This is a genomic window from Streptomyces qinglanensis (genome assembly GCF_900111245.1).
In the GTDB taxonomy this organism is placed as follows: domain Bacteria; phylum Actinomycetota; class Actinomycetes; order Streptomycetales; family Streptomycetaceae; genus Streptomyces; species Streptomyces qinglanensis.
Map to the genome: position 1 here is coordinate 228,246 of NZ_FOGO01000005.1, position 22,120 is coordinate 250,365.

Annotated in this window: 17 protein-coding genes; 10 read left to right on the plus strand and 7 right to left on the minus strand. The window is 74.8% G+C overall.

What is annotated here, in order from left to right; translation table 11 throughout:
- The first annotated feature begins 158 nt into the window (after positions 1-158).
- From BMX65_RS13525 to BMX65_RS13535, 3 genes are all read left to right on the plus strand, one after another.
- Positions 159-1,154 (plus strand): Acg family FMN-binding oxidoreductase, encoded by a 996-nt coding sequence (locus BMX65_RS13525; protein WP_075000488.1) that lies wholly within the window; start codon positions 159-161, stop codon positions 1,152-1,154.
- 20 nt (positions 1,155-1,174) lie between these two features.
- The gene (locus tag BMX65_RS13530) at positions 1,175-1,864 is read left to right on the plus strand and encodes a CBS domain-containing protein (RefSeq protein ID WP_338068929.1); all 690 of its coding nucleotides are present in this window, start codon (positions 1,175-1,177) and stop codon (positions 1,862-1,864) included.
- Positions 1,865-2,018: 154 nt separating this feature from the next.
- The gene (locus BMX65_RS13535; protein ID WP_075000489.1) at positions 2,019-2,714 is read left to right on the plus strand and encodes a CBS domain-containing protein; all 696 of its coding nucleotides are present in this window, start codon (positions 2,019-2,021) and stop codon (positions 2,712-2,714) included.
- 348 nt (positions 2,715-3,062) lie between these two features.
- On the opposite strand, the gene BMX65_RS13540 is transcribed toward BMX65_RS13535, so the two are convergent.
- From BMX65_RS13540 to BMX65_RS13550, 3 genes are all read right to left on the minus strand, one after another.
- On the minus strand, positions 3,063-3,890 hold the full coding sequence (locus BMX65_RS13540; RefSeq protein WP_075000490.1) for an FAD:protein FMN transferase: 828 nt from the start codon (positions 3,888-3,890) through the stop codon (positions 3,063-3,065).
- Positions 3,883-4,293 (minus strand): FMN-binding protein, encoded by a 411-nt coding sequence (locus tag BMX65_RS13545; RefSeq protein WP_075000491.1) that lies wholly within the window; start codon positions 4,291-4,293, stop codon positions 3,883-3,885. Before BMX65_RS13545 ends, BMX65_RS13540 begins: the two co-directional genes overlap by 8 nt.
- 100 nt (positions 4,294-4,393) lie before the next feature.
- Positions 4,394-5,764, minus strand: a complete 1,371-nt coding sequence (locus BMX65_RS13550) for a ferredoxin reductase family protein (RefSeq protein WP_075000492.1) — start codon at positions 5,762-5,764, stop codon at positions 4,394-4,396.
- A gap of 174 nt (positions 5,765-5,938) precedes the next feature.
- Here BMX65_RS13550 and BMX65_RS13555 point away from each other — a divergent pair, with 174 nt between their 5' ends.
- The 3 genes from BMX65_RS13555 to BMX65_RS13565 all read left to right on the plus strand — a co-directional run bounded on the left by BMX65_RS13555 (position 5,939) and on the right by BMX65_RS13565 (position 9,331).
- Positions 5,939-6,682: a response regulator transcription factor gene (locus BMX65_RS13555; RefSeq protein ID WP_075000493.1), complete on the plus strand. Its 744-nt coding sequence runs from the start codon at positions 5,939-5,941 to the stop codon at positions 6,680-6,682.
- Between the two features lies 1 nt (position 6,683).
- On the plus strand, positions 6,684-8,141 hold the full coding sequence (locus tag BMX65_RS13560; protein WP_075000494.1) for a sensor histidine kinase: 1,458 nt from the start codon (positions 6,684-6,686) through the stop codon (positions 8,139-8,141).
- 227 nt (positions 8,142-8,368) lie between these two features.
- On the plus strand, positions 8,369-9,331 hold the full coding sequence (locus BMX65_RS13565) for a universal stress protein (protein ID WP_075000495.1): 963 nt from the start codon (positions 8,369-8,371) through the stop codon (positions 9,329-9,331).
- 75 nt (positions 9,332-9,406) lie between these two features.
- Here the strand turns inward: BMX65_RS13565 and BMX65_RS13570 are convergent, their stop codons facing one another.
- Entirely contained in the window at positions 9,407-10,294 is an 888-nt protein-coding gene (locus BMX65_RS13570) for a universal stress protein (RefSeq protein ID WP_075000496.1), read from the minus strand.
- 542 nt (positions 10,295-10,836) lie between these two features.
- Here BMX65_RS13570 and BMX65_RS13575 point away from each other — a divergent pair.
- The 3 genes from BMX65_RS13575 to BMX65_RS13585 all read left to right on the plus strand — a co-directional run bounded on the left by BMX65_RS13575 (position 10,837) and on the right by BMX65_RS13585 (position 16,713).
- Positions 10,837-13,302, plus strand: coding sequence for a phosphoketolase family protein (locus BMX65_RS13575; RefSeq protein WP_075000497.1), 2,466 nt, complete (start codon positions 10,837-10,839; stop codon positions 13,300-13,302).
- Positions 13,299-14,147 carry a universal stress protein gene (locus BMX65_RS13580; RefSeq protein WP_075000498.1) on the plus strand — a complete coding sequence of 283 codons (849 nt, stop codon included), beginning with the start codon at positions 13,299-13,301 and terminating at the stop codon, positions 14,145-14,147. Before BMX65_RS13575 ends, BMX65_RS13580 begins: the two co-directional genes overlap by 4 nt.
- A 130-nt stretch (positions 14,148-14,277) precedes the next feature.
- Entirely contained in the window at positions 14,278-16,713 is a 2,436-nt protein-coding gene (locus tag BMX65_RS13585) for a glycoside hydrolase family 65 protein (RefSeq protein ID WP_075000499.1), read from the plus strand.
- 57 nt (positions 16,714-16,770) lie between these two features.
- Here the strand turns inward: BMX65_RS13585 and BMX65_RS13590 are convergent, their stop codons facing one another.
- The 3 genes from BMX65_RS13590 to BMX65_RS13600 form a co-directional block, all read right to left on the minus strand.
- Positions 16,771-17,562, minus strand: coding sequence for a class II aldolase/adducin family protein (locus BMX65_RS13590; protein WP_075000500.1), 792 nt, complete (start codon positions 17,560-17,562; stop codon positions 16,771-16,773).
- The gene (locus BMX65_RS13595; protein WP_075000501.1) at positions 17,559-18,554 is read right to left on the minus strand and encodes a C-terminal binding protein; all 996 of its coding nucleotides are present in this window, start codon (positions 18,552-18,554) and stop codon (positions 17,559-17,561) included. The genes BMX65_RS13590 and BMX65_RS13595 overlap by 4 nt, the downstream gene beginning before the upstream one ends.
- Positions 18,555-18,660: 106 nt before the next feature.
- On the minus strand, positions 18,661-20,178 hold the full coding sequence (locus tag BMX65_RS13600; protein WP_075000502.1) for a sodium:solute symporter family protein: 1,518 nt from the start codon (positions 20,176-20,178) through the stop codon (positions 18,661-18,663).
- A gap of 266 nt (positions 20,179-20,444) precedes the next feature.
- Here BMX65_RS13600 and BMX65_RS13605 point away from each other — a divergent pair, with 266 nt between their 5' ends.
- Complete coding sequence (locus BMX65_RS13605) at positions 20,445-22,043, plus strand: PucR family transcriptional regulator (RefSeq protein ID WP_075000503.1); 1,599 nt, start codon at positions 20,445-20,447, stop codon at positions 22,041-22,043.
- Positions 22,044-22,120: the final 77 nt, after the last annotated feature.

Genomic DNA, 22,120 nt, shown 5'->3' on the forward strand with positions numbered 1-22,120 from the left:
CTGTAGACACCTGATGCACTCTGCGTAGGCAGGTTCGCGCCGAGAGGGGGTGACGGGGACGCTCCGCAACGCTGTGATGAGAAGCCGCAGGGGCGCGGCGGGTGACCGCTGGCCTACGGGCGCCAATGGGTTCACGCTGGAGATGAAGGGAGGCTGTCATGTCGGCAACTCCGCACGTCGACGACCAGCTCGTCAGGGAATTGATCGGCGACGCGGTCGCCGCCCCCTCCATGCACAATGCCCAGCCATGGCGCTTCGTCTACCACCGCAGCACGCGTGTGGTCGAGCTCTTCGCGGACAGGCTGCGGGCCATGCCGACGGCGGATCCGCAGGGCAGGGCACTGCACATCGGATGCGGTGCGGCGCTGCTCAACCTCCGGGTCTCCGCATGGCACGCGGGGCTGCGGCCGGTGGCGACCGTGCACAGCGCGGCCGACACCGCCGAGCCGCTGGCCACGGTGCGCCTGGAACGGGCCGCCCCGCACGAGATCGACTACGACCTGGCCGGACTCCACGGCGCCGTCTCCACGCGTCACACCAGCCGCTACCCCTATGCCGAGACGCCTCTCCCCGGCCCGCTGCGACAGCGCCTGGCCGACCAGGCGAGGAGCGAGGGCGCGATGCTGAGTTTCCCCTCCGGCTGGCATCTGGAACTGGTACTCGACGTGATCGAGGACGCCGAGTCGGAGTCGGGCTTCACCGGTGACCCCGACGAGCAGAAGTGGGTGCGCACCGGCGCCGACGCCTCGGACACCACGCGGGACGGGATCCCGGAGTACAGCCTCGGCGCACGCAAGCGAGAGGGCAGGGCGCCGGTCCGGGACTTCGCGCGCGGCCACGCCGAGACCGACCGAGGGTCGGCGGCCTTCGAGCGGATGCCGCAGCTCGCGGTCGTCTCCACCCGGGAGGACAGGCCGCTGGACTGGGTGGCCGCCGGGCAGGCCATGGAGCGGGTGCTGCTGCTGGCCACGCGGGAAGGCGTGGCCAGTTCGTTCGCCACCCAGGCCCTGGAGCGGCAGGAACTGCGCTGGCTGCTGCGGGATCCGGTCGCGGGTGCGGGGCCGGTCCAGATGATCATGCGGCTGGGGTACGGGCCGATGGGTGCGCACACTCCCCGGCGTTCCGTCCAGGATGTCCTGGACACGGCTCCCTGAGTGATCCGAGGGAGGTGGCCATGAGCACCATGAGGACCCCGGTCGATCCGGCTGCGCGTTCCGGGCGCACGGCGCAGCAGCCTGCGCCGCGCACCGTCGGTGACGTGATGACGCACACGGTCGTCGCCGTGGGAAGCACTGCGGGCTTCAAGCAGATCGTCAGGACACTGCGCGAGTGGCGGGTCGGTGCCGTGCCCGTGCTCGAAGGCGACGGCCGGGTCATCGGCGTGGTCTCCGAAGGTGACCTGCTTCCCGCACCTGACGACGCGGCAGGCGTCCGTCCGGCTCGGGGAGCGGACGCCGCGGTGCACGGCGAGGCGGACCGGCAACACGGTTCGGCGGCGGATCTGATGACGAGCCCGGCGGTGACCGTGCGGAGCGGTACCCGGGTGCGCGAGGCCGCCCGCACCATGGCGGCCAAGAAGCTGAAGAGTCTCCCGGTGATCGACGGGGACGGCCGGTTGATCGGGATTGTGAGCCGCGCGGACGTGCTCAGCGTCTACCTCCGTTCCGACGAACAGCTCGCGCACGCGGTGCGCGAGGAGATCCTCACGCCGCTGTCCGGTGCCGTCGGCGAGCTGCGGGCCGAGGTGCACGACGGCGTCGTGACCCTGTCAGGTCGGGCGTCGGATCCCGAACTGGTTCCGCTGGTGGTCCGCACGGTGCTGGCCCTCGAAGGGGTCGTGGACGTGCGGGTCGGCGGTGTCTGAGTCCCGGGCCCCGGTGGCGTGGTGCAAGACCGCGGACGGCCGGGGTTCCTGCCCGCGACGCGGACCGGGTTCCCGCCCCCGGTCCCGGTACGGCGCACCGGTGATCGCCGTGCCCCGGTGACCACGCCCGGTGAGAGCAAGGAGGCCGGAGCAGATGAGGCACAGGACAGTACGCGATCTGATGACCCGCCCCGCGGTGTGCGTCAGCCCCGCTACCGGGCTGAAGGAGACCGCCCGGCTGTTGGCCGAGCACGACATCAGCGCGGTGCCCGTCGTCGACGAGGACGAGAACCCGGTCGGGATGGTCTCGGAGGGCGATCTGGTGCGGGCCCAGGCCGAACTCCCGGAACCGGCCGAGCTGCTTCCCGTCCGGCACGTGCCGCCCGGACGGCGGCGGACCGGAGCGACCGGAGAGGCGGCGGGCGGGAGCGGGGAGCGGCCCGGCACGGCGGGGGCCCTGATGTCGAGCCCGGTCGTTCCCGGGAGACCGGAGTGGTCGCTGGTGGAGGCCGCCCGGACCATGCGCAGCCACGAGGTGAAGCGGCTGCCCGTCGTCGGGGAGACCGGCAGGGTGATCGGCATCATCAGCCGCGCCGATCTGATGGCGGTGTTCCTGCGGAAGGACGACGCCATCGCGGACGAGATCGCCGACGACGTACTGCGCGGGGCGCTCGGGCTCTCGGCCACCCAGATCTCGGTCGCGGTGTCGGAGGGTGTCGTACGGGTGCGGGGGCGGATCGGCGCACACGACTCGCCGGAACTCCTGGAGCGGCTGTGCCGGGCCGTCGACGGGGTGGTCGACGTACGGCTCGAACTCGACGGGCCGGGGCAGGCATCTGCGGCGGCCTGACCGGTGACCGTTCCGGTCCCGGGCGAAGCGGCCTGCCGGACCCCGGGCGCCCCCGCCCGACGGACCGGCGCCGCCCCGTCCCGGCCCGGGGTGACCAGCCCGGGGTGACCAGCCCGGGGTGACCGGCCCGGCGGCCCGCGCCCGGACCACGGACCGGCCTGACCGGCCTGACCGGCCTGACCAACCGGCATCCCTCGTGCGGACCCACGGTCCGCTGCGCCCCGGTCAGGTCCCCGCCCCGGCCATGCCCCTTCCCCATCAGGTCCCCGTCCCGGTCGGGCCCGCCCTCGGGGCCGCCGTCTGCCGCCCTCGCTTCCGGGCGCCGGACTTCGGGGGGAGGCAGACCGCTCACCGATCCGCGGCTCCGCACGGGAAGTCCGGCCCGGCACGCACGGTGCCGTCGTCGGCGACCGTGAGGAGGGCGTAGCCGGGGTGCGCGCGGATCCACCCATGGGCCGCCGCCGGGCCGAGGACCACCGACGCCGTCGCGAACACGTCGGCCCACACCGCGTCGGGCCCGGTCACGGTGGCGGACAGCAGTCCGGCGGCGGGCTCCCCCGTGCGCGGGTCGGTGATGTGCCGGCCGCGCTCGCCGGGGCCGGACGTGGCGACGGCGCAGTCGGCGCCTTCGACGACCGCCAGCAACCGGTCCGGGCGGCGCGGGTCGACGATCCCGGTACGCCGGACCGCACCGGGACGGGCCGCGGGGCCCAGGCGCACGTCGCCGCCGCCGTTCACGCAGGAGCGGGGTGCTCCGGCCCGGCGCAGTGTCCGGTACGCCTCCTCGACGGCCCACCCCTTCACCACGCCGCAGGGGTCGAGGCGGCCGGTGGCCCAGGCGTCGAAGGCACCGCGGGTGGCGCTGTGCGCGCGGTCCGCGAGTTCCAGCATCCGTACGGCCTCGCGCGGCGCCCGGGCCCGGCCGATTTCGCCCCGGTTCATCCTGCTCACGACGCTGTCCGGGCGGAACGGCGAGTAGAGCCGGTCCAGGTGGTGCAGCAGCGCCACCGCCTCGTCGAGGGCGCGGCGGACGCGGGGCCCGGGCGGATGGTCGAGGACGAAGGAGAAGACGGTGCCCATGACCGGCTCGCTGTGCCGGAACGGAGCGGCGGGGCCGATGGGAGCGGAGGGAACGGCCGGCGCTGCGGAAACGGTCCGGGCTGCGGGGTCAGCCATGCGACCGGTCCAGGGCGCTCTGCAGGGACTGGATGTATCCGTCGCTGGTGTAGGTCGCGCCGGACACCGCGTCGATCCGGGCGCTCTGCGCGGCGAGCGCCTCGCGGGTGAGCTGCGGAACGGCCGACGCGGCGATCTCCCGGTCGCGGGCGTTGCCGTCGGGCAGCCGTACGGCCTCGACCCGGGTCAGACGGCCCTTGGCGAGCGTGATCCGCAGTTGCACGGGCCCGTACTCGGTCGGGACGACGTCCCCGGTGAAGACGCCGGTGCGGCCGGCGGCCGGGGCGGTGCCGCCCCCCGAGGGGCGGGCGCGGGGACCGTCCGGCGGCCGGTGGGGCTTGGCGGCCAGCACCGTGACGAGGGCGATGAGGGTGACGGCGGAGGTGATGACGACGCGTCGCACGGTGGTTCCTTTCCCTTTGCAGAGTGACGGCTTGCAAGTGACGGCTTGCAGAGTGACGGCTTGCAAGTGACGGCTCCTGCCGCAGGATGAGAGCTCTGCCTCACAGGGCGAAGGCTTCCTGATGGATACGGCGGGAGGGGACCCCGGCGGCCACGAGAGCGGTCCGGGCGGCCTGGGCCATCCCGGGCGGCCCGCAGACGAAGCAGTCCCGCTCGGCGACGTCCGGCACCAGCGCACGCAGCGCACCCGGTTCCATGGGCAGACGCAGGCCGGGGGGTTCGCTGACCGAGTAGTGCACCCGGGCTCCGCGCACCGCGGCGATGGCGTCGAGTTCCTCGCGCAGCACCAGGTCGTCCGCGGTGCGGGCCCGGAAGAGCAGTACGGGATCGCCCGGCAGCGTCTCGAACAGGGCACGCAGCGGGGCGATTCCGACTCCGCCCGCCAGCAGCAGGCTCTTCCGGGAGCGGGCGCGCGCCGCGGTCATCGCCCCGTAGGGGCCCTCGGCCCACACCCGGGTACCGGGCCGCAGCCGGGCGAGGGCGGCGCTGTGCCCGCCCGCCGCCTTGACCGTGATCCGCATCCCATGCGGTCCGACGGGGGCGGACAGCGAGTAGGGGGTCGAGGTCCACCACAGGCGCCGGTCGAGGAACCGCCAGCGGAAGAACTGCCCCTCCCGCGCCGCCATCTCCCCCAGTCGGCGTCCCGTGAGCCGGACGGAGACGACACCGGGGCCCTCGGGGCGCACCTCGGCGACCCGGAGCCGGTGCCGCAGGCCGAACCGCAGGGGTGCCAGCAGCCGGAACACCACCAGCAGCCCCGCGGCCGTCGCGTAGAGCACGTACCAGGCGGCCTGCGCGGCCGGGTTGCCGGTGAATTCGGCGCCGTTGCTCAACTGGTGGCCGAACGCGAGGAAGATCGCCGCGTAGGTGAGCAGGTGCAGGAAGTACCACGTCTCGTAGCTGAGCCTGCGCCGGGCCGCTCGGGCCGAGAGGACGGCGGTGGCCAGGAACAGCCCGCAGGCGGCGGTGGCCTTGAGCATGTCCGGGTAGTCCAGGACCAGATGGGCGGTCTGCCGCAGTGGCCCGGTTCCTCCGGTGAGCGCGTACCCCTCGGTGATCAGCACGGCGTGCGCCAGGATCAGGGAGATCGTGTAGCGGCCCGCCGCGGCGTGCCAGCGGGCGAGCCGGTCGGTGCCCAGGGTGCGGTCGAGCACGGGTACCCGCGCCATCAGGACGACCAGGACCGCGCACAGGTATCCCGCCAGCAGCCCGGTCAGCCGCCCGGCACCGGTCAGCCAGCCCGCCGCGCCGACCACGGACCCGGTGTCGGCCCACCACAGGGCCACCACACCGGCGGCCCCCAGCCAGCCCGCGACGGACGCGAGGAGAGCGGCCAAGGTGTCGCGGCCGGGCAGGGACAGCCCGGTCCGACCGCGACGCGGCGGGGTGGAGCGCGCAGCGTGGGCTGCCATGCGGGGCCTCCTTGCGGCCGGGACGGCGCACCGGCGGTGCGCGGCGACGGGCCCCACGGTGGCCCCGCTTCTTCAGAGAAGCCTCTGAGGAGGCGTCCCGCTGTGCGGCTCAGAGGGAATTCATAGGCGAGGCGGCCCCACACCGGCGGACGGATCGGCGATCCTGGACACACCATGGACGACTCCGCCTGCACCCCGACCGGACCGCTGCGGCCGGACGGCAGCCCGGCCCGCGTCCTCGTCGTGGACGACGAGGAGGACCTGACGGAGGTCCTGGCCGTCGCCCTGCGCGAGGAGGGCTGGCGGGTGCGGACGGCCCGGACCGGGGCCGCCGCGGTCAGCCGCGCGTCCGAGTTCGAGCCCGACGCCGTCGTGCTGGACTGGATGCTGCCCGACCAGGACGGGCTGGCCGTGCTGCGCACGCTGCGGGCCGCCCGGCCGGAGGTGTGCGTGCTGTTCCTCACGGCGCGGGACGCCGTCGAGGACCGGGTGGCGGGGATCACGGCGGGCGGGGACGACTACGTCACCAAGCCGTTCAGCCTGGAGGAGGTGCTGGCGCGGCTGCGGGGGCTGCTGCGCAGGGCCGGGCCGGCCGCCTCCGCGGAGCCGACCGGCCCCCGGCTGATCGTGGCCGACCTGGTGCTGGACGAGGAGGCGCGCGAGGTGACGCGCGGTGGCACCCCTGTGGACCTCTCCCGCACCGAGTTCGAGCTGCTGCGCTATCTGATGAGCAATCCCCGCCGGGTGCTGTCGAAGGCGCAGATCCTGGACCATGTCTGGTCCTACGACTTCGGCGGGCGCTCGCATGTGGTGGAGCTGTACATCAGCTATCTGCGCAAGAAGATCGACGCGGGCCGGCCGCCGCTGATCCACACGGTGCGCGGTGTCGGCTACGTGCTGCGGCCCGAGGCGAACTGAGGTGCGCCGCCCACGCGCGCCCCGCTCGCTGCGCGGCCGCCTCATCCTCGGCCTGGTGGTGCTGCTGGCGGTGGTCTGCACCTCCGTGGGGGCGGCCACCGTGCTGGCGCTGCGGGGCTTCCTCACGGACCGGCTGGACGAGCAGCTCACCGCCGGGCGCGGCCGGTTCGCCGCCAGCCTGGAGCACGAGCACGCACCCGACGCCGACAACGACGGGGACACCCGGGGGCAGGCGGAGGACACGCTGGGGGCGCGGATCGTCGGCGACCGGGTCGTCGGAGCCGCCGTGGTCAAGGACACCGACGACGACCGCGTCGAGTTGACCCCGGCGGACAGGCGCGCCCTCGTCGCCGTGCCCCGGGACGGCCGGGGGCACACGGTCTCGTTGACGGAGATCGGTGACTACCGCGTGGCGGCCTGGTCCGGGGACGAGCACGACACCCTGCTGACCGGTCTGCCCCTGCACCCGGTCGAGGAGACCCTGCACCGCCTGGAAGCCGTGGAAGCCGGCGTGTTCGGGCTCGCCCTGGCGGCCACCGGCACCGTCGGCGCACTCTGGGTGCGCAGGTCGCTGCTGCCGCTGGAGCGGGTGGCGGACACGGCGGACCGGGTCGCCGAACTGCCGCTGGCGTCCGGGCAGGTGGCCATGCCGCCTCCCGTGCCCCGGGCGGATCCGGCGACCGAGGTGGGGCGGGTGGCGACGGCGATCAACCGGATGCTCGGGCACGTGGGGGACGCGCTGGACCGGCGGCACGCCGTCGAGGAGCGGCTGCGGACCTTCGCCGCCGACGCGGGCCACGAGTTGCGGACCCCGGTGGCGAACGTGCGGGCGCGCGCCGAGCTCGCGCTGCGGCACCCCGGTCCGCTGCCCGGCGACGTCCGCCGTGCGCTGGAGCGGGTGGCTGCCGAGTCCCGCCGGATGAGCGTCCTGGTGGACGAACTGCTGCTGCTGGCGCGGCTGGACGCGGGACGCTCGCTGGAGCGGGAGCCGGTCGACCTGACGCGGCTGCTGCTGGACGCGGCGGAGGACTGCCGGACGCTGTATCCGGAGCACCGTTGGACCCTCGACCTGCCCGCGGCACCGGTCGTCGTGGCCGGTGACGGATTCCGCCTGCAGCAGGTGGTGAGCAATCTGCTCACCAACGCCGGCCGGCACACTCCGCCCGGTACCCGGGTGGCGGTGGTCCTCGGCCGCGAGGCGCAGCAGGCCGTACTGACCGTGACCGACGACGGGCCGGGGATCCCGCGTGAACTCCTCGACCAGGTCTTCCACCGGTTCACCCGGGGCGAGGCGGGGCGCTCGCGGGAACAGGGGTCCACCGGCCTGGGGCTCGCCATCGTCGATGCCGTCGTCTCCGCGCACGGCGGCAGCACCGGCGTGGAGAGCCGTCCGGGGCACACCTGCTTCCGCATCACGCTGCCCGCGGAGTCCCCGGGCCGGCCGGTCGAAGACGACTGACCGCCGGACGCGGAGCTCGTCGGCCGGGACAGGACGACCTGGTCGTACCGGGCCGTCCCGATACCGGGCACCGGCGACTGCGCGCGGCACGGCGACCGGCGCCGCGCCGGGTACTGCCTTCCCGCGGAACGGCACCGGTGGACAGCGCCCGGACCGAGGGCGACGCTGACGCTATGCCCGATTCGCGGCACAGCGGGCACAACGGTCTCGGTGAAAGAGGGTGCGAGATGGGCCCGAGCTTCACGGTGGGCCTCGACGGCTCGCCCGAGAGCACGGCGGCTGCGCGGTGGGCAGCCGGTACCGCGCAGCGCTGGGAGTCGGCGCTGCGCCTGGTGGCGGTCCGGACGGGTCCGGAAGGCGCAAGTGCGGACCGGGAACCGGACGCACAAGCGGGGACAGCACGGGAGCCGGGCGGCCGGGCGGAGGCGGCACCGGAGCAGGACGGGCAGGCGGAGGCGTCGGATGTGCTGCCGACCGTCGCGGCCCAGCTGCGCGCCGAGCATCCGGCCGTGCCGATCAGCACCTCGGCGCTGGAGGGGGCCGCCGCACGGGTCCTGACGGAGCTGTCCGGCGACGCCGAGCTGCTGGTGCTCGGCTCGCGCGGGCTGGGCGCCGTCCACGGCTTCCTGGTCGGCTCGGTGGCCCTCCCCGTGGTCGCCCACACCCGGTGCCCCCTCGTCCTCGTGCGGGACTCCTCGCGTGCGGACGAGAGCGCCGCACGGCGGACCGCCGAGCCCGCGGAGCGGGTCGCCGCGCACCCGGCACCCGGCGTGGTCGCGGGCTTCGACGTGCGGGAGCCGGCCGCGGAACTGCTGGAGTTCGCCTTCGCGGCCGCTCGGAGGTGGGGCGCGCCGCTGACGGTCCTGCACGGGTGGGAGCCGCCGCCCGTCTACGGGGCGCGGCCGCTGCCGCTGGCCGCGACGGCGCTGGAGGACGTGCTGGGCGAACGCGCGGCGCTGCTGAAACAGGCGGTGGAGCCGTGGGCCGAGCGCTACCCCGAGGTGGCGGTGGACGCGCGCGCGGTCCTGGAGCAGCCGGCCGTGCTGCTGACGCGGGCCGCCGCCGAGGCCCGGCTGCTGGTCGTGGGGCGGCGCACCCGCACCGCCCGGCTGGGCACGCACATCGGCCCCGTGACACACGGGGTCATGCACCACGCGTCCGCACCGGTGGCCGTGGTACCGCACCCCTGAGACCGCTGTCCTCGACGTCCGCGGCGCCCGGCCGGAGGCGGTGCGGGGAGGCGGGAGCCGAGCGGTGCCCGCGCGTCAGGGCTCCCGGTCCGTGCCGGGGACCACGGCGACCGGGCAGGGGGCGTGCTGCAGCATCGCGCTGCTGACCGATCCCAGCCGCAGCCCGGGGAAGCCGCCTCTCCCCCGCGAGCCCACGACCAGGAGTCCCGCACCGGCGGCCGCGTCGAGCAGGGTCTGCCGGATGCGCCCGTTCACGCTCCGCCGCTCGACGGTCACCTCCGGACAGCGCTCGGTCCAGCCGGCCAGCGCCTCGGCGAGCAGCCGCTCCTCGCCGTCCCGCAGCTCTTCCACGACCTCCGCGACGGACCTGGTGGGGTCGGTGTGCGGGAGCGTGGGCACGCTCCACTCCGTCCACGCGTGCAGCGCGAGCAGGTCCGTCTCGTGCACGGCCGCCTCCTGGACGGCGAAGGCGGTCGCCGCTTCGGCGGCGGGAGACCCGTCCACCCCGAGCAGCACCGGACCGGCGGGAGCCCCCGGGGAGCGGGCCACCAGCACCGGGGTGCGGGCGACGGCGGTCAGGTGGCGGGTGACCGAGCCGAGCAGTCCGCTCGCGACCCGGCCGTGTCCGCGGCTCCCGACCACCGTCAGGAACGCCTCCGCTGCGAGCGCCGTCAGGTGGGAGCGGGCGTCGTCCGTCGAGAGCGCGGTCTCGATCGCGATGCCCGGTGCGAGGTCCTCGGCCCGGGTCCGCGCTTCGCGCAGGATGCTCTCGCCGCGCTCGCGCAGTGCGTGCGTACCGGTCTCGTGGAGCACCGCGGCCAGGCCCGGTGGCGGCGTCCGGTCCACGGCGTGGGCGATCACCAGCCGCCGGCCGTGCGCCGCGGCTTCCCCGGCGGCCAGTTCCAGCGCCGCTCCGGCCGGCTCGGAACCGTCCGTGCCGACGACGACCGGGGCGCCGTTCACCGCGACGCTCCGCGGCGCGTGTACGGGGTCCGACTGGTCATGCTGGCTCCCTGCTGTCGTGACGCCGGAGGTGCGGCCGGGACGCCGGACGTCCGGCCGGGACACCGGACGTGCGGCACGGAGAGCGGGCTCCCCTCACAGGTCCGGCCCCCCGGCGGCGGGGCCCGGGGAGCACGGCTGCCGCGCCGTACGCGCCGCACTCGGTGACGGCCCGGGTCCCGGGGCGCCGGGCTCCCGCCCGGGAGGGACCGGCACGGAACGCCCGGCTCCTGCACGAAACGCTCCCGTCCGGGCCGACCGGCGGCAACCGGACCGGTGCCTCACCCGCCCCGCCCTCACCCGTACGGGTCAACACCGCGCTGTCCGCCAGCACCCGGGGCGGGCGGTCCGCGCCTGCCGGAGGCCGGCTCCCCGCGTCTTCCCGCGCCGTCCCGCGTGCCGTCTCCGCGGGACGGGGCGACGATGGCGGGGCGGAGGGGAATCGCAGGAACCGCCACCCGCGCGCTTCACGGCGCCGGCCGTTCGTCGTCACGGAGGTCTCCGTGCCCGCAGAGTCCGCAGCCGGCCAGGCAGGCCCCACCACCGCACCCGCGCTCGGCGCCGCCGAGCTGGACGCGCTGGAGGCGCACTGGCGCGCCGCCTGCTATCTGTCCGCCGGACAGCTCTACCTGCGGGCCAATCCGCTGCTGCGCACGCCGCTCGAACCGGCCCACATCAAACCCCGGCTGCTCGGGCACTGGGGGACGTGCCCCGGTCTCAACCTGGTCCACACCCATCTCAACCGGATCATCAGTGCGTGGCGCCGGCCGACGGTCTGCATCTGGGGGCCGGGCCACGGTGCCCCCGCGGTACTGGCGAACTCCTGGCTGGAGGGCAGCTACAGCGAGCTCTATCCCGACGTCACCCGGGACGAGGCGGGCATGGACCGGCTGTTCGCGCAGTTCTCCTCCCCCGGCGGCGTACCCAGCCATGTGGCGCCGCAGACGCCGGGTTCCCTGCACGAAGGGGGCGAACTGGGCTACTCGCTGGCGCACGCCTACGGCGCCGCGCTGGACAACCCGGATCTGCTGGTGGCCTGCGTGATCGGGGACGGCGAGGCCGAGACCGGCCCGCTGGCGGCGTCCTGGCACGGCAACAAGTTCCTCGATCCGCTCCATGACGGCGCCGTGCTGCCGATCCTCCACCTGAACGGCTACAAGATCGCCAATCCGACGGTGTCCGCGCGGATGCCCCGGGAGGAGCTGGACCGACTGCTGCGCGGCTACGGGCACGACCCGCTGTACGTCCGCGGGACGGAACCACGCGACGTGCACGAGGCGATGGCCCGGGCCATGGACACCGCCATGGAGCGCATCGCCGGTATCCAGAACGCCGCGCGGGACGCCGGGCTCGGCGAGCGGCCCCGCTGGCCGGTCATCGTGCTGGAGACCCCCAAGGGCTGGACGGGGCCGGCCACTGTGGACGGCGTGCCGGTGGAGGGGACCTGGCGGTCGCACCAGATCCCCCTGGCGGGGGTGCGGGAGGATCCGGCGCGGCGGCGGGAACTCGCGGAGTGGCTGCTCTCCTACCGGCCCGAGGAACTGTTCGACGAGCGCGGCGCGCCCCGGGACCAGGTGCTGGCGTGCGTGCCGCACGGGGAGCTGCGGCTGGGCGCCTCGCCCTACGCCAACGGCGGTCTGCACACCCGCGAGCTGCCGCTGCCGCGCCTGGAGCGGTTCGCCGTCCCCGTGCCGGGCCCCGGCCGCAGCCGGCACAGTCCGACCGAGGTGCTCGCCGGGTTGCTCGCCGACCTCGTGGCGGCGACCGCCGAGCGCCGCGACTTCCGGGTGGTCGGACCGGACGAGACGGCGTCCAACCGGCTCCAGGAGCTCTACCGGGCGACGGGCAAGACCTGGCAGGAGGCGGTCCTTCCGGTGGACGAGCATCTGGACCGGCACGGGCGGGTGATGGAGGTCCTCTCCGAGCACCTGTGCCAGGGCTGGCTGGAGGGCTACGTCCTGACGGGGCGCCACGGGGTGTTCTCCTGCTACGAGGCCTTCGTCCACATCGTCGACTCCATGGCGGCGCAGCACATCAAGTGGCTGAAGACCGCCGCCGCGCTGCCCTGGCGGCGCCCCGTCCCTTCCCTCAACTACCTGCTCACGTCGCATGTGTGGCGGCAGGACCACAACGGCTTCTCGCACCAGGACCCCGGGTTCGTCGACCACATCCTCAACAAGAGCCCCGATGTGGTGCGGGTCTACCTGCCGCCGGACGCGAACACGCTGCTGTCCGTCTGCGACCACGTGCTGCGCAGCCGCGACTACGTGAACGTCGTCGTGGCCGGGAAGCACCCCTGCTTCGACTGGCTGTCCCTGGAGGAGGCCCGCGCCCACTGCGCCCGCGGCGCGGGCATCTGGAGCTGGGCCGGGTCCGGGGAGACCGGCCGGGAGCCCGACGTGGTGCTGGCCTGCGCGGGCGACGTGCCGACCAGGGAGATCCTGGCCGCCGCCGCGCTGCTGCGGGAGCAGTTGCCCGAACTGGCGGTCCGGGTCGTCAACGTCGTCGACATGACCCGTCTGCTGCCCCGCGAGGAACACCCGCACGGGATGCCGGACCACGAGTTCGACGCGCTCTTCACCCGGGACCGGCCCGTCGTCTTCGCCTACCACGGCTACCCCTGGCTGGTGCACCGGGTGGCCTACCGGCGGGCGGTCCACGACCAGTTGCACGTGCGCGGCTACAAGGAGATGGGCAGCACGACCACGCCCTTCGACATGGTCGTCCGCAACGACATGGACCGCTTCCGGCTCGTCATGGACGTCGTCGACCGCGTTCCGGGGCTGGCGCCCCGGGCCGCCGCGGTGCGCCAGCGGATGGCGGACGCGCGCAGCCGCCACCACGACTGGATCCGGGAGCACGGCGAGGACCTGCCGGAGATCGCCGACTGGGAGTGGCAGCCGTCGTCTCCGGGACCGTCCGGGGAGTCCGGACGGCAGCGGACCGATGCGGCGGGAGGCTCCGCATGAACGAGGTCGTGGTCGGGGTGGACGGCTCGGAGGAGAGCACGCGGGCCGCCCGGTGGGCGGGGCGCGAGGCCGCGGCGCGCGGGGCGGTGCTGCGCATCGTGGCGGCAGCCGGGCCCTGGGCGGCGCCGGCGCCCGAGAGCGGGCCGGCGCCGGGTTCGCCGTGGCCGCGGGAGAACACCCGCGCGGCGGCGCAGGCGGCGCAGGACGCGGCCGACGGGCTCGCCGTCCAGGAAGAGGTGGTCGGTGAGCGGCCGGTGAAGGCGCTGCTGACCGCCGCCCGGGAGGCGGACATGCTGGTCCTCGGCTCCCGGGCACTGGGGCCCGTGACCGGGTTCGTCCTGGGGTCGGTCGGGCTGTCGGTGGTGGCCCACGCGACGCTGCCGGTGGTGGCGGTCCGCGACGGCGGGGCCGGCGCCCCGGCCCCGGTGCTGGTCGGGGTGGATGTCACCCACGACTGCGACCCGGTGCTCGGCTTCGCCTACGAGACGGCCCGGCAGCACGGTGTGGGGATCCGGGTGCTGCACGCCTGGAGCATCCAGCACCAGTACGCCTATCCGTCGGCGCTGCCGGACCCGGCCGCTGTCGACCGGGCCGAAGCGCAGGCGGGGCGGGCGGTGGAGGAGGTGCTGGAGCCGTGGCGGCAGCGGTACCAGGACGTCGAGACGCGTGCCGTCCTGGCCCTCGGCGCTGCGGCGCCGTTCCTGCTGGACGAGAGCAGCAGCGCCGCGCTCCTGGTGACCGGACGGCGGACCCGGGGGCACCCGTTCCCCACCCGGATCGGGCCCGTCACGCATGCGGCCCTGCACCACGCGGCCTGCCCGGTGGCAGTCGTACCGCACCGCTGACCCCGCCCGCACCCGCACCGCTGATCCCGCCGGTGGCCGCCTCCCGGCCGCTCTGTTTACCTGGAACCGGGCCGGGCCGCCCGTCCGGCCCGGTGGCAGGATCCCGCGGCGCCGGACGGAGGGTGGGACCATGCCGGGGAACGAACCTCCGCACGACGAGTGGACCTGGAGCTACGAGGGGTACTCGCCTGAGCAGGAGCGGCTCAGAGAAGCCCTGTGCACCCTGGGCAACGGCCACTTCGCCACCCGGGGAGCCGCGCCCGAGGCCGAGGCCGACGCGCACCACTACCCGGGGACGTACGCCGCCGGCTGCTACGACCGGCTCACCTCGCACATCGGGGGCAGGCAGGTCGAGAACGAGGACATGGTCAACCTGCCCAACTGGCTGCCGCTCCGCTTCCGCCCGTGCCCGGACGGCGACGGCGGGAAGCCGCCCTGGTGGGCGCCGGACCAGCCCGGGCTCCTGGAGTACCGGCAGTACCTCGACCTGCGGGGCGGAGTCCTCTCCAGGCGGCTGCGGTACCAGGATCCGGCGTCCGGACACCGGCTGCGGGTGGTGCAGGAGCGCATCGTCCACATGGGGGACCCGCACCGGGCGGCGCTGCGGACGACGTTCACCGCGGAGAACTGGTCCGGAGAGCTGGAGGTGGAGGCCGGTCTGGACGCGACCGTGACCAACAGCGGCGTCGAGCGGTACCGGGACCTCTCCGGTGCGCATCTGACCGCGGCGGAGGCGGGCTCCGCCGGGGAGCACACGCTCTGGGTGCACTGCCGCACCCGTACCTCCCACCACACGATCGCCCTCGCCGCGCGCCTGGGGTGCTCGGCCGGGGACGGCCGCATCCGGGTGACCGCGCTGGAGGGCGGCCGCGCACTGCAGCGGCTCGTCCTGACCCTGCGTCCGGGCGAGAGCGTGCACGTCGACAAGACGGCGGCCCTCTACCGCAGCGGGGACCGGGGGATCAGCGCTCCCCTCACCGCGGCGCTCGAAGCGGTCGAACGCGCCCCCGCCTTCCCCGCACTGCTGGAGTCGCACCGGCTCGCCTGGCGGCACCTGTGGGAGCGGGCGCATCTGGAGGTGCCCGGGGAGACCGGGCGCATCCTGCGGCTGCACCACTTCCACGTGCTGCAGACCCTCTCCCCGCACACCGCCGGTCTGGATGTGGGGGTGCCCGCCCGCGGGCTGCACGGTGAGGCGTATCGCGGGCACGTCTTCTGGGACGAGCTGTTCGTGCTCCCGTATCTCGATCTGCACTTCCCCGAGGTCTCCCGCGCCCTGCTCGCCTACCGGCACCGCCGGCTGCCCGCGGCCTGCCGGAACGCCGCGGCCGCCGGGTACGCGGGGGCGATGTATCCGTGGCAGAGCGGCAGCGACGGACGCGAGGAGGCCCAGACCCTGCACCTCAACCCGGAGTCCCGGCGCTGGCTGCCGGACCACTCGCGGCTGCAGCGCCACGTGGGAGCGGCCGTCGCCTACAACGTCTGGCGCTACGCGGAGGTCACCGGCGACCGGGAGTTCCTGCACACGCAGGGCGCCGAGATCCTGCTGCAGATCGCACGCTTCTGGTCCAGCGCCGCCGCGTACGAGGCAGCCGACGGGCGCTACCACATCCGGGGCGTGCTGGGGCCGGACGAGTACCACGACGCGTACCCCGGCAGCGGACGGCCGGGCATCGACGACAACGCCTACACCAACGCGGCCGCCTCCTGGGTCCTCACCCGGGCGCTGGAGCTCGTCCGCGGCCTCCCCCACCCCCGGCGGGACCATCTGCTGGCCGAACTGGGGCTCACGGCGGCGGAGCTGGACCGCTGGGAGGAGGTCTCGCGGCGGCTGTGCATCCCCTTCCACGGCGGGGTGATCGACCAGTTCGACGGCTACCACGCGCTGGCGGAGCTCGACTGGCAGCGCTACCGCGACCGGTACGGCGACATCCGCCGACTCGACCGCATCCTGGAGGCGGAGGGGGACTCCGTCAACCGCTACCAGGCGTCCAAGCAGGCCGACCTCCTGATGCTCGGTTACCTGTTCCCACCGCGGGAACTGGCCGCCCTCTTCCAGCACCTGGGGTACCGCGTCGACGAGGAGACCTGGGACCGCAGCGTCGACCACTACCTCTCCCGCACCAGCCACGGCTCCACCCTCAGCGGACTGGTCCACGGCCGGCTGCTGTCCAGGGAGCAGCGGCCCGAGGCGTGGCGCTACATGCAGGAGGCCCTGCGGGGCGACGTGTGCGACCTCCAGGGCGGCACCACTCCGGAGGGCATCCACCTCGGCGCCATGGCGGGCACCCTGGACCTGGTCCAGCGCGGCCTGACCGGGCTGGAGGCACGGGACGGCACGCTCCACCTGGCGCCCGCCTCCGTCCCCGAACTGTGCAGCTACGGCTTCACCATCCGCTTCGGCGAGCACTGGGGAGTCCGCATCCGGCTGCGCAGGGACTTCCTGGAGGTGAGCCTCCCGTCGGCGGAGCGGTCGGCGCTGCGGGTCGCCCTCGGCGGGCACACCGTCCTCGTCGCCCCCGGCGAGAGCCGGACCATCAGCCTGACGGAACCCCCACGCCCCTGAGCGGCGTGCCGTCCGGGGCCGGCGGGTGCGGGGGCGCGGGGTGCCGGGTCGTGGGTGTCAGTCCCGGTAGTCGGGGGCGATGCGCTCGACCAGCCGGAGCAGCGCGGACCAGGCGAGGGCGTACCCCTGCTCGTCCTGGAGGTCGGACTCGTCGTCCTGTCCGGAGAGTTGGCGCGCGGTGCGTTCGCAGACGTCGGAGGGCGGCAGGGTGAGCCCGGCTCCGCCGGACTGGGCCGAGAGCTGGATCTCGCACGCCTTGTCCAGGTAGTACATGCGCAGAAACGCCTGGGCGGGGGTTTCGCCGACGGTCAGCAGGCCGTGGTTGCGCAGGATCATGGCCGGGTGGCCGCCGAGGTCGGCCACCAGGCGCTGCTGCTCGGCGAGGTTGAGGGCGACGCCTTCGTAGTCGTGGTAGCCGATCCTGCCGTGGAACTCCATGGAGATCTGGTTCACCGGGAGCAGGCCCTGCTCCTGGGCGGCGACGGCGCACCCGGCCCGGGTGTGGGTGTGCAGCACGCAGTGCGCGTCCGGGCGGGCGGCGTGCACGGCGCTGTGGATGACGAAACCCGCCGGGTTGACCGGGTGGGGACTCTCCTCGACGGCACGGCCGGAGAGGTCGATCTTGACGAGGTTCGAGGCGGTGATCTCCTCGAAGAGCAGGCCGTAGGGGTTGATCAGGAAGTGCTGCTCGGGTCCGGGGAGGCGCGCCGATATGTGCGTGAAGATCAGATCGGTCATTCGGAAGTGCGCCACCAGCCGGTAGACGGCGGCGAGTTCGCGGCGCAGCCGCAGCTCCTCGTCCGAGTCGGTCCGAACGGCCTGGTCGGCGCGGGCTGTCGGGGCGGTCACAGGGTGCCTCCTTCGGGGGCGGGGGTGGTGGCGGGTGTGACGACGGGGGTGTGGGGCCGCCCGGTGCGGTGCCAGGCGACGACGTTCTCGGCGGGCTGCTCGACGTAGGCGCGGCGTGCGGCGTCGGAGAGGAAGGCCATGTGCGGGGAGAGCAGCAGCCGGGGGTGGGTGCGCAGCGGGTCGTCCGGGGCGGGGGGTTCGGTGGGGAGGACGTCGAGGGCGGCTCCGGCGAGTCGTCCGCCGTCCAGGGCGGCCAGCAGTGCGGCATGGTCGAGCAGGCCACCGCGTGCGACGTTGACCAGGAAGCTGCCGTCCGGCATGCGGTCGAGTTCGGCGCTGCCGATCAGGCCGCGAGTGGCGTCGGTGAGCGGGGCGTGCAGGGAGAGCACGTCGCTGGAGGCCAGCAGGGTGTCCAGGTCGGTCCGCCGGAAGGCGGCGGGTCCGCGCGCCGGGCGGTCCAGCGGATCGTGGGCGAGGACGCGGCCGAAGAGCGGCCCGGCCAGTTCGGCCAGGCGGGTGGCGATGCGGCCGGTGCCCACCAGGCCGAGGGTCAGCTCGCCGGACCGGCGGGGCAGCCGCGGCAGGTCGCCGGTCCAGCCGCCGCGCCGCACCGCCGCGTCGGCCTGCGGGAGTTCCCGGATCAGGGACAGGGCGGCGGCGAGTGCGTGGACGGCCACCTCCTCGGTGGCCGCGCCGGGCAGGTTGCACACCCACACGCCGCGCGCGCGTGCCGCCTCGGTGTCGACCATGTCGTAGCCGGCCGAGCAGGTGGCCACGATGCGCAGGGCCGGGAGCCGGTCGAGGAGGTCGGCGTCGATGCGGGCGTATCCGACGAGCAGGGCGACCGCGTCCGCCGCCGCCCGGACGACGGCGTCCGGGGTCGGGCTGTCGGCGATCCGCACCTCGAACCCCGCCTCGGTCAGCTTCGCCACCCCGGGGGCCGGGTCCAGATCGTCGGGGTCGGTGAAGACGGCGAGCGGCGGGCCGGTCATGTCGTGCTCCTGGTCGGTGTGTCGGTCGGGGGCGGGTGGTCGGTCGGCCGAGGCGGTCGGCCGGCCGGTCGCGGCCGGTCGCCGACGCGGGCGGGGTGGCGCGGTCTCAGACTCTGGCGGTCGCCGGGTCGCCGGCGGTCGCCGGACTGTCGGCGGCGGGGCCGTCCGCGGTCGCCGGGCCGTCCGCGTGCTCGCCCGCCAGGCGGCGGCGCCACGCCTCGACGACGGCTTCCTCGGTCGGCCTGGTGGCCAGGCTGACGACCACATAGGCGACGAAGCCCGCGAGCAGACCGTAGTAGATCGGCTCATTGGCGAGGAGCCCGTCGGTCACCATGAAGGTGATCACCGTGGTGCCGCCCGCGACCATCGAGGCGAGGGCGCCCTGGAGGTTGCCGCGCCGCCAGACCAGGCCGCCGAGCACGGGTATCAGCAGGCCGCCGACGAGCAGGTCGTAGGCCACGGTGAGGGCCGCGATGACGTCGCCGAGCAGGCAGGCGAGGGCCATGGACACCACGCCGAGGACGGCGACGGCGACCCGGTCTGAGGCGACACCACCGGACTCCTGCGGTGCGGGGGCGCCGCTCCGGCGGCGGGCGAGGCGGCGCAGCCGGACCCAGACGTCGTTGTGCGCGACCGTGGCGGAGGCGAGCAGCGCACCGCTGGCCGTGGACATCATCGCGGAGAGGGCGGCGGCCAGGACCAGTCCCTTGACCCCGGCAGGCAGGGCGTGCTGGACGATGGCGGCGAACGCCTGGTCGGCGTCGGCGAGCCGCGGGTGGAGCGTCCTGGTGGCCATGCCGATGACGGCGCCGGCCACGGCGTAGACGAGGCAGTAGGCGCCCGCGGCGGTGCCTCCCCAGGCGGCGACCCGGTCGCTGCGCGCGGTGAAGACCCGCTGCCAGATGTCCTGGCCGATGAGCATACCGAAGCTGTAGATCAGCACGTAGGTGAGGATGGTCTGCCCGCCGATGGAGGTCGGGGAGAGATAGCCGTGCGGCAGCCGGTCGGCCATGGCGGCGAAGCCGCCGGCCTTGACGACGGCGATGGGCAGCAGCAGAAGGAGCACCCCCACGCTCTGGACGACGAACTGCACCATGTCGGTGAGCGTGATGGACCACATGCCGCCGAGGACGGAGTAGCCGACGACGATCGTGCCGCCGATGACGACCGCGCCCCACCGCGGTACGTCGAACAGCACGTCGAAGACGCTGGCGTAGGCGATGGTCGAGGTCACGACCAGCATGAGCGTGTACATCCACATCACCACGCCCGAGATGACGCTGGCGGCGTCCCCGTACCGCAGCGAGAGCATCTCGGCGACGGTGTACACGCGCAGCCGGGCGATCCGGGCGGAGAAGAAGATGCTCAGCGCCAGCAGCCCCAGCCCGATGGCCAGGACCATGGCGGCGCCGGAGATGCCGTAGCGGTAGCCCAGGGCCACCCCGCCGACGGTGGAGGCGCCGCCGAGGACGATGGCGGCCATCGTGCCCGTGTACATCAGCGGCCCGAGCCGCCGCCCGGCCACCAGGAACTCGCTCTTGGAGGCCGCGCGCCTCCGGCCCCACCAGCCGGCGCCGACCAGGCCCAGCAGGTATGCGGTCATGACGAGGTAGTCGACGGCCATCAGGTCCTCCGATTCGCTGCGGCGCACGCCGGGGAGCGGCGCCGAGTGGCGGCTGTGCGGGGGCAGCGGCTGCGCGCCGGGCCACGGAGCGGGCGGACACGGCAGTGCTGAGGGGGATGCCGGGGCGGGGGTGGTGCCCTGCTGGTGGGAGAACCTATCGACGGTCCGCACGGCGCTGAAGTGTAGGATCTGTACAAGATGAGCTCGCCCATTGGAGGAATCCCGCACTGTCGGGCGGGGCTGCGGGGTTGGGAGGATCACTGCTCATGGCCGGGACCGAGCAGTTCGCCGTTCCTCTCAGCATGCTGCTCGGCGACCCCGCGCTGGGCCTGACCCGGGTCGCCGGTCCGGCCGAGGACCGCCTCGTCAGCACGGTCGGCACCACCGAGGTCGAGGACCCGGTGCCCTACCTCGTCGGCGGTGAGCTCCTGCTCACCGCGGGGGTGCGCCTGCCGTCCGGTGCGGACGGCATCGAGGACTACGTGTCCCGCGTCGCCGCCGCCGGGGTCGCCGCACTGGGCTTCGGCGTGGCACCGGTGCACCAGGAGGTCCCCGCCGCGCTCGCCGCCGCCTGCGACCGCCACGGGCTGCCGCTGCTGCGGCTGCCGCCCCGCACCCCCTTCGTGGCCGTCGGCCAGGCCGTGTACGACGCCATCGCCGAGGTACGCAACAGCACCCTGCGGCGGATCTCCACGGCGCAGTCGGCGCTCGCTTCGGCCGCCGCCCGCCCGGACGCCCTCCGCGCCGTGCTGCAGCAGCTCAGCGCACACACGGAGGCCGCTTCGGTGCTCTTCGACGCCCAAGGGAGCGAGTTGTTCACCGCGGGCCGTCGCCCGCCCGACCCCGGCCCGCGGCTGCTGCGCGAGCTCGCCGTGCGCACTCTCGCCCGTTCCGCGGGCACGTCGCCGCAGGGCAGGCCGGCGCCCCCCGCCGCGGCGGCCCACCACCACGAGGGCGTCCATCTCACCGTGCACACCCTGCCCGGCGCGGACGGCGCCGCCCCGCTGGCGCTCGGCCAGGCGTCCGGCACGGCCCCCACCCTGGTGCACCGCCAGGTGACCGGCACGGCCACCGTGCTGCTGTCCCTGCTCACCAGCCCCAGCCACGCCCTCGGCGCCGACACCCGCGGCGTCGGCGCCCTGGTGCGGCTCATGCTCGGGGCCGCACCGGCCGAGGTCGCGCACGCGCTGCTCCCCGACGACGGGCCGGGCGCAGCCGACCACTGGATCGTCGTCCACGGCCGGCTGCTGCGGCCCCGGCCGGGTCCCGCCGACCGGTCGCACACCGACCCGGCCCGACTCGCCGCGCTGGGCACCGCACTCGGTACTCCCTATGTGCACCTCGACCGGGCGGGGCTGCGGGCCCTGGTCCCGAGTGCGCGGGATGCCCGGCCGAGTCCTCCGGCGCAGGCCGCCGCCCTCGGATGGACCCTCGGCTTCAGCGCACCGGTACCGGCGGCCGAGCTGCCCGGCGCCGACGCCCAAGCCGAGCGGGCGCTGGAGCGGGCCGTCGCCAGCGAGGCCCCCGCGGTGGTGCACAGCGCGGAGCACACCCTCCATTCCCTGGTGTCGGCGCCCGAGGCGCGCGAGCACGCCCGGGCCCGGTTCGCGCCGCTCTCCCGGGCTCCGGCGCCCGGCGCCGCCGTCCTCCTCGGCACCCTGCGCACCTGGCTGTCCTTCCACGGCACCTGGGACCGCACCGCGGCCGAGCTGCGGGTCCACCGCAACACCGTGCGGCACCGGCTGGCGCGTGTCGCCGAACTCCTCGACGTCGACCTGCAGGATCCGGAGGTCCGGATGGAGCTCTGGTTCGCGCTGCGCTGGCTGCCGGACGACCCGGCCGCGGGTCCGCAGGGTTCCGGCTGACGCGGACCGGTCCGGAGCCGGACGGGACGGACCGGAGCGGAGCGGGGCGGGGCGGGACGGGGCGGGGCGGACCGGAC

Coding starts and splice junctions, on each gene's coding strand:
- BMX65_RS13525 (WP_075000488.1), top strand. CDS start 159: ATGTCGGCAACTCCGCACGTCGACGACCAGCTCGTCAGGGAATTGATC.
- BMX65_RS13530 (WP_338068929.1), top strand. CDS start 1,175: ATGAGCACCATGAGGACCCCGGTCGATCCGGCTGCGCGTTCCGGGCGC.
- BMX65_RS13535 (WP_075000489.1), top strand. CDS start 2,019: ATGAGGCACAGGACAGTACGCGATCTGATGACCCGCCCCGCGGTGTGC.
- BMX65_RS13540 (WP_075000490.1), bottom strand. CDS start 3,890: ATGGCTGACCCCGCAGCCCGGACCGTTTCCGCAGCGCCGGCCGTTCCC.
- BMX65_RS13550 (WP_075000492.1), bottom strand. CDS start 5,764: ATGGCAGCCCACGCTGCGCGCTCCACCCCGCCGCGTCGCGGTCGGACC.
- BMX65_RS13555 (WP_075000493.1), top strand. CDS start 5,939: ATGGACGACTCCGCCTGCACCCCGACCGGACCGCTGCGGCCGGACGGC.
- BMX65_RS13565 (WP_075000495.1), top strand. CDS start 8,369: ATGGGCCCGAGCTTCACGGTGGGCCTCGACGGCTCGCCCGAGAGCACG.
- BMX65_RS13580 (WP_075000498.1), top strand. CDS start 13,299: ATGAACGAGGTCGTGGTCGGGGTGGACGGCTCGGAGGAGAGCACGCGG.
- BMX65_RS13585 (WP_075000499.1), top strand. CDS start 14,278: ATGCCGGGGAACGAACCTCCGCACGACGAGTGGACCTGGAGCTACGAG.
- BMX65_RS13595 (WP_075000501.1), bottom strand. CDS start 18,554: ATGACCGGCCCGCCGCTCGCCGTCTTCACCGACCCCGACGATCTGGAC.
- BMX65_RS13600 (WP_075000502.1), bottom strand. CDS start 20,178: ATGGCCGTCGACTACCTCGTCATGACCGCATACCTGCTGGGCCTGGTC.
- BMX65_RS13605 (WP_075000503.1), top strand. CDS start 20,445: ATGGCCGGGACCGAGCAGTTCGCCGTTCCTCTCAGCATGCTGCTCGGC.